This is a genomic window from Lysobacter soli (assembly GCF_009755585.1).
Lineage (GTDB): Bacteria > Pseudomonadota > Gammaproteobacteria > Xanthomonadales > Xanthomonadaceae > Lysobacter_J > Lysobacter_J soli.
Genome location: NZ_CP046603.1, coordinates 432,917 through 449,708, shown reverse-complemented (window position 1 = coordinate 449,708; position 16,792 = coordinate 432,917). Strand labels below are relative to the sequence as shown.

Here is a 16,792-nt window from a genome sequence, read left to right as displayed (position 1 = left end):
GGATTCCCATGGACGCCACCGTGACTCCGGTTCCGACTTCGATCCTGCAACGCACCTGCGAACGGCTGGCCGGCTGGACGATCGCGACGGCGGCGTTCGCGCTGCTGATGCTCGTGCTCGTGCAGGGCTGGCAGGTGATCGCGCGCTACGTGCTCAACGATTCGCCCAGCTGGACCGAGCCGGTCACGCTGCTGATGCTCAGCACCGCGATGAGCATGGGCGCCGCCGCGGGCGTGCACACGCGCCGGCACTTCGCGTTCTCGCTGCTCGCCGAGGCATTGGGGCCGCGCGCGAAGCACGCCGTGCACCTGCTGCAGTCGGCGGTGGTGGTGGTCATCGGGCTGATGCTCGCCTACTGGGGTGGCGTGCTGTTCGTCGACGGCGTGCACATCCCGACCGCGGGCGCACCGCTGCCGGAAAGCATCGACTACCTGCCGCTCGCCGTCGGCGGCGCGCTGATGGCGCTGTTCGCGATATCGCAGATGTTCCATGACACCCCGTCGGCGGAGGTCCACTGAATGGCGATCGCCCTGCTCTTCGTCGTCTTCGGCGTGATGCTCGTGCTGGGCGTGCCGGTGGCGTACGCGCTGGCTGCCGCCTCGCTGGCGACGCTGCTCTACCTGGACGTGCCCTCGATCGTGATGGTGCAGCAGGTCTCGGCCGGCTCGGGTTCGGCGAGCCTCATCGCCATTCCCCTCTTCATCTTCGCCGGCGAGATCATGATGCGCGGCGGCATTTCCGAACGCCTGATCAGCCTCGCGTCGTCGCTGGTCGGCCGCATGCGCGGCGGCCTCGGACAGGTCAGCATCCTGTCGTCGCTGTTCTTCGGCGGCGTGTCGGGCTCGGCGCTCGCCGACGTGTCGGCCGTCGGCGGCACGATGATCCCGCAGATGGTGCAGCGCGGTTACGACCGCGACTTCGCCGTGAACGTATGCATCACCGCCGCGCTGGTCGCGCTGCTGGTGCCGCCTTCGCACAACCTCATCCTGTATTCGGCGGCGGCCGGCGGCGGTCTGTCGATCGCCGACCTGTTCGCCGCCGGCATTGTGCCCGCGCTGCTGATGACGCTCGTGCTGATGCTCACCTGCTACGCGGTGGCGCGGCATCGCGGCTACGGCGTGGAGATCTTCCCCGGCTGGCGCGCCGTCGCGCTGCGCCTGGTGTCGGCGCTTCCGGGCCTGGGACTGGTCGCGCTGATCTTCGTCGGCATCCGCGCGGGCATCTTCACCGCCGTGGAGAGCGCGGCGATCGCGGTCGTCTACGCGCTGCTGGTCACCAGCGTGCTGTATCGGCAGATGCCATGGCGCGAATTCCTCGGCACCGTCGTGCACGCGGCGCGCAGCGCGGGCGCGATCCTGTTCGTGATCGCCACCGCCGCGGTGTTCGGTTGGTTGCTCGCGTACCTGCAGGTGCCGTCGGCCTCGGTGGATTTCCTCACCGGCCTGACGCAGGACCGCAACCTGATGTTGCTGTTGATGATCCTCGTGCTGCTGGTGCTGGGCACGTTCCTCGACCTCGCGCCGATGATCCTGATCTGCACGCCGATCTTCCTGCCGGTGGCCCGGGCCATCGGCATCGACCCCGTGCATTTCGGCGTGATCCTGGTGCTGAAGGGCGGCCTGAGCCTCATCAGCCCGCCGCTGGGATCGGTGCTGTTCGTCGGCACGTCCATCGGCAAGATCAGCATCGGCCAGAGCATGCGCACGATCTGGCCGTTCTGGCTGGCGGGACTGGCGGTGCTGCTGGTGGTGGCCTTCGTGCCGGCACTGTCGCTGTGGTTGCCGGCGGTGCTCAAGGCCTGACGCGCCCGTTTCATACGTGTATCGACGTCGGATCATGCCGGGCGCGCGCACCCCGCTCGCGCCCCGCTAGAATCCGCCCATGACCGAACCCGCGCCGCGCACCCGCCGATCCCGCACCGCCTCGCCGCTGCCGGCGCCGGAGGACACCGGGCTGACCGGCAAGGCGACGATCAACGACATCGCGCGGCTCACCGGCGTATCGAAGAAGACGGTCTCGCGGGTCATCAACAACTCGCCGCTGGTGCATCCGGAAACGCGCGAGAAAGTGCTCGCGCTGATGAAGCAACTGGGCTACACGCCCGACCCGCAGGCGCGTGGCCTTGCGTTCCGGCGTTCGTTCCTGATCGGGCTGGTGTACGACAACCCGACCGCGCAGTACATCGTGAACATGCAGTACGGCGCGCTCGATGCGCTGCGCGATTCGGGATACGAGCTGGTGGTGCACCCGTGCGATTCCTCGAAGGAGGACTACATCGAGGGCGTGCGCCGATTCGTGCAGCAGCAGAAGCTGCATGGCGTGATCCTGATTCCGCGCGTGTCCGAAGACGAGCAGCTCGCGACGGCGTTGCGCGAGACCGGCGTGCGCTACGTGCGCATCGCCTCGGTGCCGATGGACGCGGCGACGCACATGCTGGTCACGCAGGACCGCCAGGCCAGCATGGAAGCGGCCAACTACGTCGAATCGCTGGGACATCGCACCATCGGGCTGATCACCGGTCCGCGCCGTTATCGCTCGACGATCGAACGCGGCGGCGGTTTCCTCGCCGGGCTGGATGCGCGCGGCATCGAGCTGTCGCCGGACTACATCTTCGAAGGCGGCTACACATTCGATTCGGGCGTTGCGGGCGCCGAATACCTGCTCGCCAAATCACCGCGCCCGACGGCGATCTTCGCCTGCAACGACGAAATGGCCGCCGGCGTCTACAAGGCGGCGATGCGTCGCGGCCTGTCGATTCCCGGCGATCTGTCGGTCGTGGGCTTCGACGACAGCCCGCTCGCCGCGCAGCTGTGGCCGGCGCTGACCACGATCCATTCGCCCACGCGCGACGTCGGCCGCCAGGCGGCGCAGATGCTGCTGGGCGAGGAGCCGTCCGGCCCGCACGCGGTGAAGGAACCGCGCACCGTGAGCCCGCAGCTGGTCGTGCGGGATTCGACGCAGCGGCCGAAGGTCTAAGACGCCGCGCCCGGTTTCCATAAGCCCCTCTCCCGCCTGCGGGAGGGGTTGGGGTGAGGGCGATCGTCCGCTGTTCGGGGTTCGCCCTCATCCGCCCTTCGGGCACCTTCTCCCGCACGCGGGAGAAGGGATTCCAACCACTTCCCGCACCCCGGGCACTCAACGCGACTGACCTTTGACACCGGTTACCAAAACCCCGCTATCATCCCCTCACCCGCCTGCCGCGCGACGTCCGCGACGGCCCGAACCACCGGAGAGGCCCGATGTTCCGCAAGACCTACCACGCCACCCACCCGGACATGATGGCCGGCGCCAGCAACGACCAGCTGCGCGAGCGCTACCTCATCGACGGCCTCTTCGTTCCGGGCCAGGTCGTCCTGAACTACTCGCACAACGAGCGCTTCGTCATCGGCGGCGCGGCCCCGACGACGGCGCCGGTAGCGCTCCCGGCGCAGACCGAACCGGCCTCCGCCGCCGGCAAGCCGTTCCTCGAACGCCGCGAGCTCGGCATCGTGAATGTCGGTGCCGGCACGGGCACGGTCACGGTCGACGGCACCGCGCACACGCTCGAACCCAAGGACGGCCTGTACGTGCCGATGGGCAGCGCGGACGTGACGTTCGCCTCGAACGACGCCGCCAATCCGGCGAAGTTCTACCTCGCATCCACGCCCGCGCATGCGCGCTTCGAGACGAAGCACATCTCCATCGCGCAGGCGGTTCCGCTGGAGCGCGGCGCGCTGGAAACCTCCAACGAACGCACGATCTACCAGTACATCGTCCCTGCGACGGTGAAGTCGTGCCAGCTGCTGCTCGGCCTGACGATCCTCAAGCCCGGCAGCGTGTGGAACACCATGCCGCCGCACCTGCACGACCGCCGCTCGGAGGTCTATTTCTACTTCGACCTCGCTGACCAGCGCGTCATGCATTTCATGGGCGATCCGGCGGACATGCGCCACCTGGTCATCGCGAACGACGAAGCCGTCGTGTCGCCGCCTTGGTCGATCCACATGGGCTCGGGCACGAAGAACTACTGCTTCATCTGGGCGATGGGCGGCGAAAACCTCGACTACACCGACATGAACCAGCTGGACATCTGCCAGCTCAAGTAAGCGCGCGGGCGCATCCGCACACGAAACCAAGGGGAAAGGCTACATGTCCAATCCGTTCAGTCTCGAAGGCAAGGTCGCGCTGGTCACCGGCGCCAACACGGGCCTCGGCCAAGGCATCGCGGTGGCGCTCGCCGAAGCCGGCGCCGACATTGCCGCCGCCGGCATCCAGGCACCGCTAGAGACCAAGGAGAAAGTGCGCGCGCTCGGCCGCCGCTTCGTGTCGATCGAAGCGAACCTGTCGAGCGTGGAGCCGATCGAGCGCGTCGTGCGCGAGACACTCGACGGCCTCGGCGGGCTGCACGTCCTGGTCAACAACGCCGGCCTGATCCGTCGTGCCGATGCGGTGGAGTTCACCGAGAAGGACTGGGACGACGTGATGAACGTGAACATCAAGGGCGCGTTCTTCATGGCGCAGGCGGCCGGCCGGCACATGATCGCGAACGGCGGCGGCAAGATCGTCAACATCGCCTCGATGCTGTCGTTCCAGGGCGGCATCCGCGTTCCGTCGTACACCGCGAGCAAGAGCGGCATCGCAGGCATCACGCGCCTGCTCGCCAACGAATGGGCGAACAAGGGCATCAACGTCAACGCGATCGCGCCCGGCTACATGGCGACCGACAACACCGCGCAGCTGCGCGCGGATGAAGCGCGCAGCGCCGCGATCCTCGACCGCATCCCCGCGGGCCGTTGGGGCGATCCGTCCGACCTGGGCGGCGCGGCCGTGTTCCTCGCATCGCGTGCGTCGGATTACGTGAATGGCGCGATCCTGCCGGTGGATGGTGGGTGGCTGGCGCGGTGATGGCGCTCGCGATGGTGCAGGCGCGCTGTTGAGCCCCTCTCCCACCGGGAGAGGGGTTGGGGGTGAGAAGGCGCTGCTTGCGAACCACTGGTTCGCGCGCCTTCGAACGCCCGAACGCCATGCGTTCGGGCCGGAGAGGGGGCAACGAAGGCATAGCGGTAAACGTCGATTTCCGCACAGCGCTGCGATGTTGCTCACCGCGACAAACGCAAGATCAAGATGGATTCCAGCTTTCGCTGGAATGAGGAGCAGACGATGGTCCGATGCGGAGTGCCCACTCGCTACGGGCCTGGATCCCGGCCTCCGCCGGGATGACGACAATTCAGCGACGACAATCCAGTTACGGCAACCCGGTAACGACAACGGGATGACGACAAGGAGAGATGACGTGAGTCCATTCCGCTTCATCGCTTTCGCGCTGACCAGCGCGGCGCTTTCCACGGCCCACGCCGCCGAGCCCCGCCGCGACTCGTACGTCGAGAACGCGCGCGATATCGCCGTCCAGCAGCCCGGTCCGCACGAAGGCAAGGGCACGACCACAGCCTATCCCTTCTTCGAGCAGGCCGAGGGTTTCGACATCGTCTTCCGTCAGCGCGCACTCCATCCGGGCGCGACCATCGGCGAGCATCGCAACGACAAGGACGAGATCTACTACGTGCTGTCCGGTCGCGGCGAGCTGATGCTCGACGGAAAGCGCCGCGACGTCGGACCGGGCGACGCGATCCTCACGCGCGATGGCAGCACGCATGCGCTTGCGCAGCGCGGCGAGGAGGACCTCGTCATCGTCGTCGTCTATCGCAAGCGCGCACGCGCTGACGCGGTGAAGGATCCGTGACGCGCACCGCGCGTGCATGAATGAAGGCGGCCTTCATTCGCCCCGTCTTAACCGCGCGCATCCGAGCATGGGCCATCGTCCAGTGAAGGGAGCACGCCGATGGCAGACAGCAAGCGCGAACTCATCGCCCCCAACGGCGACAAGCGTTACGTGCGTCGCGACGAGAAGGGCCGCTTCAAGGAGTCCGACGACGTAAGTCGTTCGTTGTCGCAGGACCAGAAGCGTCAATCGCAGCACGAGTCGAAGCCGGGCCAGGGCGATCGCGGCGATCGCAAGCACTGAGGACGGCGCGATGAACTCACGCCAGATCTTCATCGCGATGGCGATCATCCTCGCCGTCGCGATCATCGGTTACATGTACCTGCACAGTCGCGAAGCGGCGCCGCTGCAGGATCCATCGCCCGATGCGACCAGCGCGCTCTACCTCCACGACGTAGCCGGTCGCGCCTGACGCTAGATCGCGACACGCCGGCCGATTTCGATCAGCCGGTTGTCCGGTATCTGGAAGAATGACGTGGCGGGTAGCGCGTTCCGCGTGAGCAGCGCGAACAGCTGGTCGCGCCACAGCGCCATGCCGGTGCGGTCCCCGGCGATGACGTCCTCGCGACTGGTGAAGAACGTCGTCTCCATCAGGTCGAAGTCGAGTCCCTGCTCGCCGCACGCTTCCAATGCGGCGGGCACGTCCGGTGTTTCCGCGAAGCCGAAGCGTGCGCAGATGCGGTGGAAATCCGCATCGTGCGCGTCGATGCGCACGCGCTCGCGTGCATAGGGTTCGTCCAGGATTTCCACCGTCAGCAACGCATTGCGCTCGTGCAGTACGCGGTTGTGCTTGAGATTGTGCAGCAGCGCCTGCGGCGCGTACTCCGGATCGTTCGTCAGGAACAGCGCCGTGCCCGCCACGCGCGTGGGCGGGTGGTCGCGCAGCGAGACCAGGCAAGGCCCCAGGGGCAGGCTGTCGCGCCGGTTGCGCTGCGTGAGGAGTTCGCGCCCTCGGCGCCAGGTCGTCATCACCACCAGCGCAAGCGCGCCCAGCAGCAGCGGGAACCAGCCGCCGCTGCGCAGCTTCATCAGGTTCGCGCCGAAGAACGCCAGGTCGACCGCCAGCATCGCCAGTCCCAACGGCACGACGACCGGCCATCCCCATCCCCACACGCGTCGCATCACCACGACGATCAGGATGGTCGTCGTCAGCATCGTGCCGCTCACCGCGATGCCGAACGCGGCGGCCAGCGCGCCGGACGAGCGGAATCCCAGCATCGCGGCGAGCACCAGCAACAGCAGCAGCCCCGACACCAGGGGCAGGTAGATCTGCCCGCGTACGCGCGAGGACGTATGCAGCACGCGCATGCGCGGCAGGTAGCCGAGCTGGATGCACGCACGGACCATCGAGTACGCGCCGGCGATGACGGCCTGCGATGCGATCACCGTCGCCGCGGTCGCGAGCCCGATCATCGGGAACAGCGCCCATTGCGGCACCGTCCGATAGAACGGACGCGTGGCCGCAGTGGGATCGACCAGAAGCACCGCGCCCTGGCCGAAGTAGCTCAGCACCAGGCACGGCAGCGCGATCGTCGTCCACGCCAGCCGAATCGGCCGCGCACCGAAATGCCCCAGGTCCGCGTACAGCGCTTCGGCGCCCGTCAGCACCAGCACGGTCGCGCCCAGCGTCGTGAACCCGGCGAAGCCGTTGCGCGCGAAGAACGACCATGCATGCAGTGGATTCATTGCCGCTAGGATCTGCGGCTGCCGCAGCATCGCCAAGAAGCCGAGCACGCCAGCGGCAAGCAGCCACGACAGCATCACCGGGCCGAACCATCCGCCGACGCGCGCACTGCCGAACCGTTGCAGCGCGAACAGGCCGACGACGATCGCGACGCTCAGCGGCAACACCCAGGGCGCCAGCGCAGGTGCCGCGATCTCCAGCCCTTCCACCGCTGACAGCACCGACACCGCCGGCGTGATCACGCTGTCGCCGAAGAACATCGCGGCGCCGGTGAGGCCGGCGAGCACGATCCAATGCCGCCGTCGCGGCCGCTCCATCAGCGACGAGCGCGCCAGCGCCAGCAGCGCCATGATGCCACCCTCGCCCTTGTTGTCCGCGCGCATGATCAACAGCACGTACTTGAGCGACACCACGCCCACCAGCGCCCAGAACGCGAGCGACACCACGCCGAGCACGTTCGCCGGCGTCGGCCGAACGCCATGCGAACCGAATGCCTCCTGCAGCGAATACAGCGGACTGGTCGCGAGGTCGCCGAACACCACGCCCAGCGCGGCGAGCATGAGCCCGGGCAATGCGGGCGACGCCTTTCCGTCGGCGCTGATGTGTTCGTCGTTCCGCATCGATCCGCACGCGACGGGCCCGATGCCAGTACAACGAAACCCGGGTGACGGGAGGGCGTGCGGACTGAACGGTGTGGGTGGGTGTGGATGACGCCGCTTCGGGGTGGCGCGCGTTTCGCATCAACGAATGACACGCCCAGACCCAGGCGCGCTCAGCCGCCGGCCTCTTCGCCCTTGTTTCGAGCACCACCACCGGCATTACGCGCCTCGCTGCGCCGACGCAGCATCTCGCCCGCTTCCTCCGATACCGAACGCAGATGGATGTCCTGCTGCGGGAACGGCATCTCGATTCCCGCCTCGTTCAGAGCCGCGTAGATGCGCGTGACCAGGTCGCTTCGGATCGACGCGGAGTTGTCGTAGTCGTATGTCCACGCGCGCAGGCCGAAGTTCAGCGCACTCGCGCCGAAGCCCAGGAACAGTACCGCCGGCTCGGGGTTCGACACGATGCCCGTCGTCTGCAGCGCCGTCTTCTGCAACAGCGCGGTCAGTTGCGCGGGATCGGAGCCGTAGGCCACGCCGATGTCGATGTCGAGCCGGCGATTGCGGTCGAGCAGCGTCCAGTTGGTCAGCTTCTCCGACAGCAGCGTGCCGTTGGGCACCACCACGTCGGCGCCGTCGAAGGTCTTGATGGTCGTGGCGCGCATGCCGATCTCGCGCACGCGGCCGGACGTGCCGGTGATTTCGACCACGTCCCCCGGCTGGATCGGCCGCTCGAACATCAGGATCAGGCCCGAGACGAAGTTGTTCACCACGTTCTGCAGGCCAAAGCCGATGCCCACGCCGAGCGCGCCGAAGATGAATGCCAGTTGCGTCATCTTGAAGCCCGCCGCCGTCAGCGCGACCAGCGCGCCGATCAGCAGCACTGCGTAATAGGTGAGCGACGCGACCGAATTGCCCACGCCGCGCGGCAGCGACATGCGCGTGAGCACTTCCTCCTGCAGCAGGTAGCGCGTCGCCTTCGCCGCCCAGAACGCGACGTAGATCGACACGAAGAACACCAGCACGTGGCCCAGGCTGATGGCGATCTCGCCGATCTGCAGCGTGTGCGTGAGGATCGTCTCGAAGAACGCGTACACCGGCCGGAACACGCGGAAGCGGTTCATGGTGAACACGACCCAGCCGATCACCGCGGCCAAGGTCAGCAGGCGCACGATGAGCGTCAGCAACGGCGTGGCGTGTTCGCGCACCACGCGCAGGCGCGCGTCGCCACCGCGTGCGAACAGCAGATGCAGCAGCGCGACCGCGACCGTCATGCCCGCGAACAGCACCAGGCCGAAGTAGCCGCTGTCGATGACGGCGCTGTTGAGCATCTCCGCCAGCGACACGTTGCCGACCACGTTGGAGACGATCGACACCAGCAACACCGCCACGCTCACCCATGCGGCGATGTGCACGGCGCGCCCGTAGCGGCCTTCCAGCCCCGAATGCTGCTGCCGGCGCGCGCGCCACAGCAGGCCCAGCGTGAGCAGCAGCGCCAGTGTCGCCAGCACCAGGTGGTACCAGCGGTACACCAGCGCGTTGGCGAGGAAGAAGAAGGCGATGCGTTCAAGCAGGTACAGCGCCGTGGCGACGTAAGGCCAGTGGCCGAGCAGCCGCTCGCTCTGCGGGGGCAGCAGGCGCAGCACGGGCACCAGCGCGACCAGCATCGCGAACTGGTGCGCCAGCAGCGGCGCGTCGGGCTCGAACGCCAGCACGCCCATCATCGACAGCAGCAGCCACGACGAGATCGGCCGCTGCAGCACGCGCGTGGTCGCATCGATCGGCTCGGGCTCGGCGCCCGCCTTCATCGCCTCGCGACGCGCGCGCCTCGCGCGCCACGACAGCAGCAGCAGCACCGGCAGCAGCAGGACCTGCAGCACGTGCAGCGCCCGCTGGTTGCCGAAATCGGAGGCCGTATATTCGGTGAGGAAGCGCGCCTCGATGCCGATGCCGTTCTTGATCGACGTCATCGCATCGTTCGGATCGCTGTCGGCCTGCCGTGCGCGCCACAGTGGCGGCGAGTCGAGGCGGATGAGGCGGCTGTCGATGAACTCGATCGCCTCCGACACCGAGCGCAGGCCGACCTGGATGCGTGCATCGACGAGGTTCGCGCGGCGGCCGAGCGCGATCTGCCGCGCGAGCGGCTTCGACAGCGCCTGTTCGGCTTCCTTCATCTGCGCGACCAGCGCATCGACACGACTGGACAGCGCCGCCGGCATGTTGCCGCCGCGCGCGACGACCTGCGTCGCTTCCCAATCGGCGCGACGCTGCGAGAGCTGCGACGCACTCTGCGCGTACGGCGCCATCGCCGTGCGCATGTTTTCCTGCCAGCGCGCGAAACGACGCGCGTCGAACTTCCAGTGCCGCTCGAAACTCTCCAGCCGCATCACCGGCAGCTCGCGCAGTTCGGCGGCGCGGAACATCTTCGCCTTCTCGTCGACGGACTTCGCGATGGCATCGAGTTCCGGCGCGAGATGTTCGGTCGGATCCTCCTCGCTCGCGCGCAGGATGATCGCCTCGGCGAAGCGCTCGTCGGAGTCGGCGCGCAGCGGGATGTCGGCGACCGGAATCGCCACCGGCGCCTTCGGCGCATCCGGCGTCGCCGTGGGCGTCTCGATGACGGTCTTGGTCTGCGCGAAGGCCGGCGCGGCCGCGATCGACAGCCACAGAAACGCACACAGCCAGCCCGTGAATCGACGCATCGCACGCACTCCGGTGTTCCAGGCGGGAGTCTAGGGGAATTCGACGCAGCGCGCGCCGAGGCGCGGCCACGTGTCGAGGCCGCGCTTCTTCACGCCTTCGAGGCGAAGCGTTACCTGCGCTGCGTCGCGATCCAGTCGTCCACCGACGCTTCCAGCACCGCCAGCGGCACCGCGCCGTTGCCGAGCACGAGGTCGTGGAAGGCGCGGATGTCGAAGCGGTCGCCCAGCGCGGTGCGCGCACGTTCGCGCAACTCGACGAACTTCAGGTGGCCGATCTTGTACGAGCACGCCTGCCCCGGCTGCACGAGGTAGCGGAAGACTTCCGACCGCACTTCCGATTCCGGCATACCGGTGTGCGCGCGCATGTAGTCGATCGCCTGCTGCGGCGTCCAGCGCTTGCGGTGCAGGCCGGTGTCGACGACCAGCCGCACGGAGCGGAACAGCTCTGCGCGCAGGCGGCCGAGGTCGCCCCACGGATCGTCCTTGTAGAGGCCCATCTCGGAGGCGAGCTGCTCGGCGTACAGCGCCCAGCCTTCGGTGAAGGCGCTCGGGTTGAGGCTGCGACGCAGCATCGGCAGGTCGGTCAGCGTCTGCGCGATGGAGATCTGGAAATGATGGCCCGGCGAGCCCTCGTGGTAGGTCAGCGTCGGCAGGCTCCAGCGCGTGTTCGCCTTCAGGTTTCCGAAGTTGACGAAGAAGATGCCCGGCCGCGAGCCGTCCATCGCCGGCTGGATGTAGTACGCGCCCGGCGCGTTCGCCTCGGCTTCCTTCGGCACCGCACGAACGTCGAGCGGCTGCGGCGGCGTGCGACCGAAGTACTCGGGCACATGCGGATCAAGCTTCGCGAGGTTGTGGCGGATATCGGCGATCAGTTCCGCGTGCCCGGCCTCGGTGTCGTCGTATTGGAAGCGTGGATCCGTCACCAGCGCGGACATGCGCGCGCCGACGCTGCCGTCGCTTCGGCCCTGCGCGCGAAGCCGCGCGTCCATCTCGCGTTCGATGCGCGCCACTTCGTCCACGCCGATCTGGTGGATGCGGTCGGCGTCTAGGTTGGTGCTGGTGTTCCAGCGCAGTGAGGCGTCGTAGAAGGCCTTGCCGTCCGGCAGCGCCCACACGCCGTGGTCGCCCGGCTTCTTCGCGATTTCCTCGTCGAGCCGCGCAAGCAGGCGCGCATACGCGGGATTCGCGTCGACGCGCACGGCCTCGACGGCCTGCGCGAGGAGTTCGTCGCGGCGCTTCGCCGGAAGCGCCTTCACCGCGGCGAGCTTGCGTTCGAACGAGGTCACCAGCGGGCTCTGCGCCGGATCGCGCGAGACCAGCATGCGGATCTGCGACGCCGCGCCTTCCATCGCCGTCTGCGGCGGCAGCACGCCCTGCTTCGCCTGCAGGTCGAAGTTCGCCCGCACCTGGTCGATCTTCGTCGCCACCGCATGCAGGCGCGACACGTACGACACCGCGCCCGCCTCGTCGCGCACCGCGTGCTGGTTCTCGAGGAAGCCGGGCAGCGAGACCGGAATGCTGAAGAGCTGGTCCACGGCGTAGGTCGACGCGCCTGCGGGCATCCACGCCGGCGCCCAGTCGGGCTTCAGCAGGTCGATCTGCGTACGGTAAAACCACACGACCAGGCCGTAGTTCCAGCGATCCTGCCCGGTGAGCCTGGCGGGATCGACGCGCATCACCTCGTCGAGGTTGTGCTGCATCCGCGTGCGCAGCTCGGCCCGGCGCGGGAGGCCGACGTCGGTCAGCTGGCCCGACAGGTCGATGCCGTCGCCGGACATGCCCAGCAGCGTGCGCAGCTCCGGATTCTGGCGGACTTCCTCCATCGTCTGCCGGTCGATCATGGCGCGGAGGCCATCGGGCGATTCGGCGGCGATGGCGGGTGTCGCGATGCCGAGGACGGCGGCGAGCACGAGCGTGAGGACACTGCGGGGCATGCGGACTCCTGTTTCGCAAAGGCGGCCCGAAGCGGCCGCTTCGGCGAGGGCGACATCGTGGGTGCGAATCGCCCTGCCGTCGAGTGCCGCGGTCACGAACCGACGCGATCGGCAACGATCACTGCATCGCCCACTCCAGCCCCACGTACATCGAGCGTCCATCGCCCGGCATGAAGTTCGCCTGGTCCTGCCCGCGCGCGTCGGCGACGACGTTCGTGCTCGATATCCAGCGACGGTCGGCGAGGTTGCGCGCATCCACGAACCACGACCAGCTCGACGCGATGCGCCCGCCCATGCGCACGCCGGCCAGCGTGTAGCCCGGCGCGCGGAACGTGTTGGCGTGGTCGACGTAGTAGTCCTGCGGTACCCATTCCACGTTGGGCGAGACGTAGAACGACTCACCCGGCGACCACCGCAACGATGCGCGCAACTGGTGCGGCGGGATGCCGGCGAGTGCGTTGTCGCCGTACACCGCATCGTGCACGAAGCGGAAGTCGTTCCACAGGTAGTTCGCAGACAGCAGCCACTGCGAGGCCATGTGCCAGCCGAGGCCCAATTCCAGCCCCTGGTGCAGCGTGCGATCGGCGTTGATCGTGCCCAGCGGATTGCCGTTGCCGTCGGTCAGCGCGAGCAGCTCGCCGTCGACGCGCGCGCGGTACAGCGCGGCATCGAGCGACAGCGCCTCGCGCTGCACGCGCACGCCGATTTCGGCGGTCGTCGCCTTCTGCTCGTCCACCTGCGTGACGCCCGGTCCGCCGGTGACTTCGCCGAAACTCGGCGGTTCCAGGCTGCGGCTCAGGTTGGCGAACAGTTGCGCGGCGTCGTCGAGGACATACCGCACGCCGAGCTTCGGGCTCACGCCGGGATAGCGGACGTCGAAGCTCTCGTCGCGCCCGCCGGTGATGTAGCCGTCGCGCGAGCGCCGCGTCGAATGCAGTCCCTGCGCACCCAGCGACACCACCCAGCGCGCATCGAGCCACGTCTGGTTCTCGACGTAGGCCTTGGCGTTGGTGGCGCGCTGATCGAAGCGGTTGGTGCGGTCGCCCGCATGCCCCGCGACGTTGACGAAGCGGTCGTCGTTGATGTCGCCACGCGTGTATGCCACGCCGGCGATGAGCACGTTGCGATGCCCGGCGAGTTCGCCTTCGTCGCGCCAGCGCGCGTCGATGCCGACGTCGCGGCTGTCCTGGTCGAGCACCTGGTAGATCGGATGGTGCAGCGACTTATCCGACAGCCACGTCGACACGACCAGCGTGCGGCCTTCTGACGGCGTCCAGCCCAGTCGTCCGGCGATGCGGTCGAGCGTGTAATCGCGGCGCTGATCGAGCGCGATATTGCCCGCGTTGGCGGCGCGCGGGTCGGCCTTCGACTGCGCGAGCGTGAGGTTGCCCGGCAGTTCCGAGCGCGTATCGACGTGCGTGAGGTACACGCGTCCGTCGAGCGTGTCGCTGAAGCGATAGCCCGCGTTGCCGAACAGGCGGTAATTCTCCTGCCGCGAATGCGCGCGATAGCCGTCCTGTTGCAGGCCGGTGAGGCTGACGTAGCCGTCGGCTCGATCGGATGCACTCGCCACGGCGACCTGCTCGCGCGTGTAGCCGAAGCTGCCGGCCTCCACGCGTGCATCGATCATCGGCGCATCGAAACCGGTCGGCGAAACGAAATCGATCGCGCCGCCCAACGTGGCCGCGCCGTATTCGAGCGCGTTCGCACCGCGCCAGACTTCGATGTAGCGCGCGGCAAGCGGTTCGATGGCCTGCATGTCGAACGCGCCGTCGGCGAGGTTCAACGGCACGCCGTCCTGCAGCACCTCGATGCCGCGGCCGTGGAAGGTGCGCTGCACGCCGGAGCCGCGGATCGACAGCCGCGCCTCCTCCGCGCCGAAGCGCGATTGCACGAACACGCCCGGCGCGTAACCGAGCGCATCGGTGAGCGTGCTGACGCGGCCATCGCGATACGCATCGGCATCGACGAGCGCGGTGCCACCGGCGCGTTCGTCGAGGTGCGCGCGGGCCTGTTGCAGCGACGGCGCGCTGGCGAGTTCGGGCCGGACGCCGTGCACTTCGACGGCGTCGAGCGTGGTCGAGGGAAGCGCCGGCTCGGCGAAGACTGGGAAAGCGGGAACGAACGCCGCGCACACGGCAACGGCCAGCCGCGATGCGCGCGGCATCGCGAACGAGAGGATCGACATTTGGAAACTCCGGAAAGCACGAACGCGCGCGCGAAGTGCACGCGCGGCAGGAAGGTGTCGTGTTTCTAGAGGGCGATCGGCGGGCCGCGCGAGCCCAGGCCACTGGGATGCGTGAACGCGCGCAGCGGCGCCGGTCGCCACGGCGGCAGTGCGCGGCGCATTGCGGGCGGCACCGCGAAGAGCGTCCACACCAGCAACATCGCCAGGCCGGCGAGCACCGGGCAGTAGGCGCAATCCTCGCCGGGCAGCGCGTGTTTCGGCGCGGGCGTATCGGGTAAACCAACGTCACCGGCCGGCGCGATCTTCACGAGCTTCAGCCCGGCCATGGTGCACATCTGCGCCCACGCGCCCTGCGAATCGGCCGACGACGCCGACAGCACGCGTCCGACCGTCGGCAACGACAGGAGCAGCAGCATGGCGGCGAGCGCCAGCAGGGTCATCCGTCGATGGAGGGCGGGGTTGCGCATCGCGGCGCATTGTACGGGCGCGCAGGGCTCGCCGGGCTGACGTCGATCAAGCCCGGCCGGATCAGCAAGGCCGTCAGCCCGCGGTGAAGCGGTCCGCCACCGCGAGGGCTTCGTCGACGATGGCGAGCCCTTCGCGCAGCGTGCCTTCCTCGATGTTGAGCGCCGGCACGACGTGCAGGCGATTGCCCATCACCAGCGGCCACGCGCCCAGGCGCTTGCACTCGGCGGCGAACTGCATCATCGGCGCATTGGCATCGCCACTTGCGTTGAACGGCACCAGCGCCTCGCGCGTGTCGCGATCGCGCACGAGTTCGATCGCCCAGAACGCGCCGAGCCCGCGCACATCGCCGATGGACGGATGCCGCGCCTGCATTGCGCGCAGTTCGGGGCCGATGATCGTGTCGCCGAGTGCACGCGCGCGTTCGATCAGGCTTTCCTCGCGATAGATGCCGATGCACGCCACGGCCGCCGCGCACGCCAGCGGATGGCCCGCGTAGGTGAGGCCGCCCGGATACGCGCGCTTGGCGAAACTCGCGGCGATGGCGTCGGAGATGATCACGCCGCCCAGCGGCACGTAGCCGCAGTTCACGCCCTTGGCGAAGGTGATCAGGTCGGGCACGACGTTCCACCGGTCGATCGCGAACCACTCGCCGCAGCGGCCGAAACCGGCCATCACCTCGTCGGCGATCATCACGATGCCGTGCGCGTCGCACAGCGCGCGCACGCCCTGCAGGTAGCCGTCCGGCGGCACGAGGATGCCGTTACCGCCGACCACGCTTTCCATCAGGATCGCCGCGATGGTGTGCGGCCCTTCCACCGCGATCGTGTCGGCCAGGTGCGCGAGCGCGCGCTCGCATTCCTCGCGTTCGTCGCTCGCATGGAACGCGGAGCGATACGGATACGGCCCCCAGAAACGCGCGATGCCCGGCATGCCCGGCTCGGCCGGCCAGCGCCGCGGATCGCCGGAGGCCGTGATCGCGCCGGCCGTGGCACCGTGGTAGCTGCGGTACATCGTCAGCACCTTGTGGCGCCCGGTGTGCAGGCGCGCCATGCGCATCGCGTTCTCGATGGCTTCGGCGCCGCCGTTGGTGAAGAACACGCGGTTGAGATCGCCCGGCGCGACTTCGGCGATCAGCCGCGCCGCTTCGCTCGTCGCCGCATTCGCGTGGTAGGGCGCGATGGTGCACAGCGTCGCGGCCTGCGCCTGGATCGCGGCGACAAGCCTGGGATGCTGGTGGCCGACGTTGACGTTGACGAGCTGGCTGGACAGGTCGATGTAGCGCCGGCCTTCCTCGTCCCAGAAATGCGAACCCGAAGCGCCGGCGACGACGGTGGGGTTCAACGTGTCGATGGCCGACCACGAATGCAGCACGTGCGCGCGGTCGTCGCGACGCGCGGTCGACGGCGCGGCTTCGCCGGCGCCCTGCAGGGAAGCCTCACGCATGGCGATCGCCTTCAGT

14 protein-coding genes are annotated in these 16,792 nt (G+C 68.3%); 8 read left to right on the top strand and 6 right to left on the bottom strand.

All coding sequences use genetic code 11. The features are described from left to right. Nucleotides 1-8: 8 nt before the first annotated feature. The 8 genes from GOY17_RS01945 to GOY17_RS01910 all read left to right on the top strand — a co-directional run bounded on the left by GOY17_RS01945 (nt 9) and on the right by GOY17_RS01910 (nt 6,170). Nucleotides 9-518: a TRAP transporter small permease gene (locus tag GOY17_RS01945; RefSeq protein ID WP_157029066.1), complete on the top strand. Its 510-nt coding sequence runs from the start codon at nt 9-11 to the stop codon at nt 516-518. Next, on the top strand, nt 519-1,802 hold the full coding sequence (locus GOY17_RS01940) for a TRAP transporter large permease (protein WP_157029065.1): 1,284 nt from the start codon (nt 519-521) through the stop codon (nt 1,800-1,802). 79 nt (nt 1,803-1,881) lie between these two features. Then, nucleotides 1,882-2,976, top strand: coding sequence for a LacI family DNA-binding transcriptional regulator (locus GOY17_RS01935; protein ID WP_157029064.1), 1,095 nt, complete (start codon nt 1,882-1,884; stop codon nt 2,974-2,976). A 263-nt stretch (nt 2,977-3,239) separates the two neighbouring features. After that, on the top strand, nt 3,240-4,085 hold the full coding sequence (gene kduI / locus GOY17_RS01930; protein ID WP_157029063.1) for a 5-dehydro-4-deoxy-D-glucuronate isomerase: 846 nt from the start codon (nt 3,240-3,242) through the stop codon (nt 4,083-4,085). 43 nt (nt 4,086-4,128) lie between these two features. Continuing rightward, nucleotides 4,129-4,884, top strand: a complete 756-nt coding sequence (gene kduD, locus GOY17_RS01925; protein ID WP_157029062.1) for a 2-dehydro-3-deoxy-D-gluconate 5-dehydrogenase KduD — start codon at nt 4,129-4,131, stop codon at nt 4,882-4,884. 388 nt (nt 4,885-5,272) lie between these two features. Then, a complete protein-coding gene (locus GOY17_RS18880; RefSeq protein ID WP_232338503.1) occupies nt 5,273-5,719 on the top strand; it encodes a cupin domain-containing protein in 447 nt (148 codons plus the stop codon). Between the two features lie 99 nt (nt 5,720-5,818). After that, nucleotides 5,819-6,001: a hypothetical protein gene (locus tag GOY17_RS01915; RefSeq protein ID WP_115841113.1), complete on the top strand. Its 183-nt coding sequence runs from the start codon at nt 5,819-5,821 to the stop codon at nt 5,999-6,001. A 10-nt stretch (nt 6,002-6,011) separates the two neighbouring features. Then, nucleotides 6,012-6,170, top strand: coding sequence for a hypothetical protein (locus tag GOY17_RS01910; protein ID WP_157029060.1), 159 nt, complete (start codon nt 6,012-6,014; stop codon nt 6,168-6,170). Nucleotides 6,171-6,172: 2 nt separating this feature from the next. Here GOY17_RS01910 and GOY17_RS01905 read toward each other — a convergent pair whose 3' ends face one another. The 6 genes from GOY17_RS01905 to GOY17_RS01880 form a co-directional block, all read right to left on the bottom strand. Beyond that, the gene (locus tag GOY17_RS01905) at nt 6,173-8,062 is read right to left on the bottom strand and encodes a potassium transporter Kup (protein WP_157029059.1); all 1,890 of its coding nucleotides are present in this window, start codon (nt 8,060-8,062) and stop codon (nt 6,173-6,175) included. Nucleotides 8,063-8,214: 152 nt separating this feature from the next. Further along, entirely contained in the window at nt 8,215-10,743 is a 2,529-nt protein-coding gene (locus GOY17_RS01900; RefSeq protein ID WP_157029058.1) for a mechanosensitive ion channel family protein, read from the bottom strand. Nucleotides 10,744-10,853: 110 nt separating this feature from the next. Then, entirely contained in the window at nt 10,854-12,677 is a 1,824-nt protein-coding gene (locus GOY17_RS01895; protein ID WP_198173780.1) for a DUF885 domain-containing protein, read from the bottom strand. Nucleotides 12,678-12,795: 118 nt separating this feature from the next. Then, nucleotides 12,796-14,865 (bottom strand): TonB-dependent receptor family protein, encoded by a 2,070-nt coding sequence (locus GOY17_RS01890; RefSeq protein WP_157029056.1) that lies wholly within the window; start codon nt 14,863-14,865, stop codon nt 12,796-12,798. A gap of 65 nt (nt 14,866-14,930) precedes the next feature. Next, nucleotides 14,931-15,332 carry a DUF2946 family protein gene (locus tag GOY17_RS01885; protein ID WP_157029055.1) on the bottom strand — a complete coding sequence of 134 codons (402 nt, stop codon included), beginning with the start codon at nt 15,330-15,332 and terminating at the stop codon, nt 14,931-14,933. A gap of 73 nt (nt 15,333-15,405) precedes the next feature. Next, complete coding sequence (locus GOY17_RS01880) at nt 15,406-16,776, bottom strand: aspartate aminotransferase family protein (protein WP_157029054.1); 1,371 nt, start codon at nt 16,774-16,776, stop codon at nt 15,406-15,408. Nucleotides 16,777-16,792 lie beyond the last annotated feature (16 nt).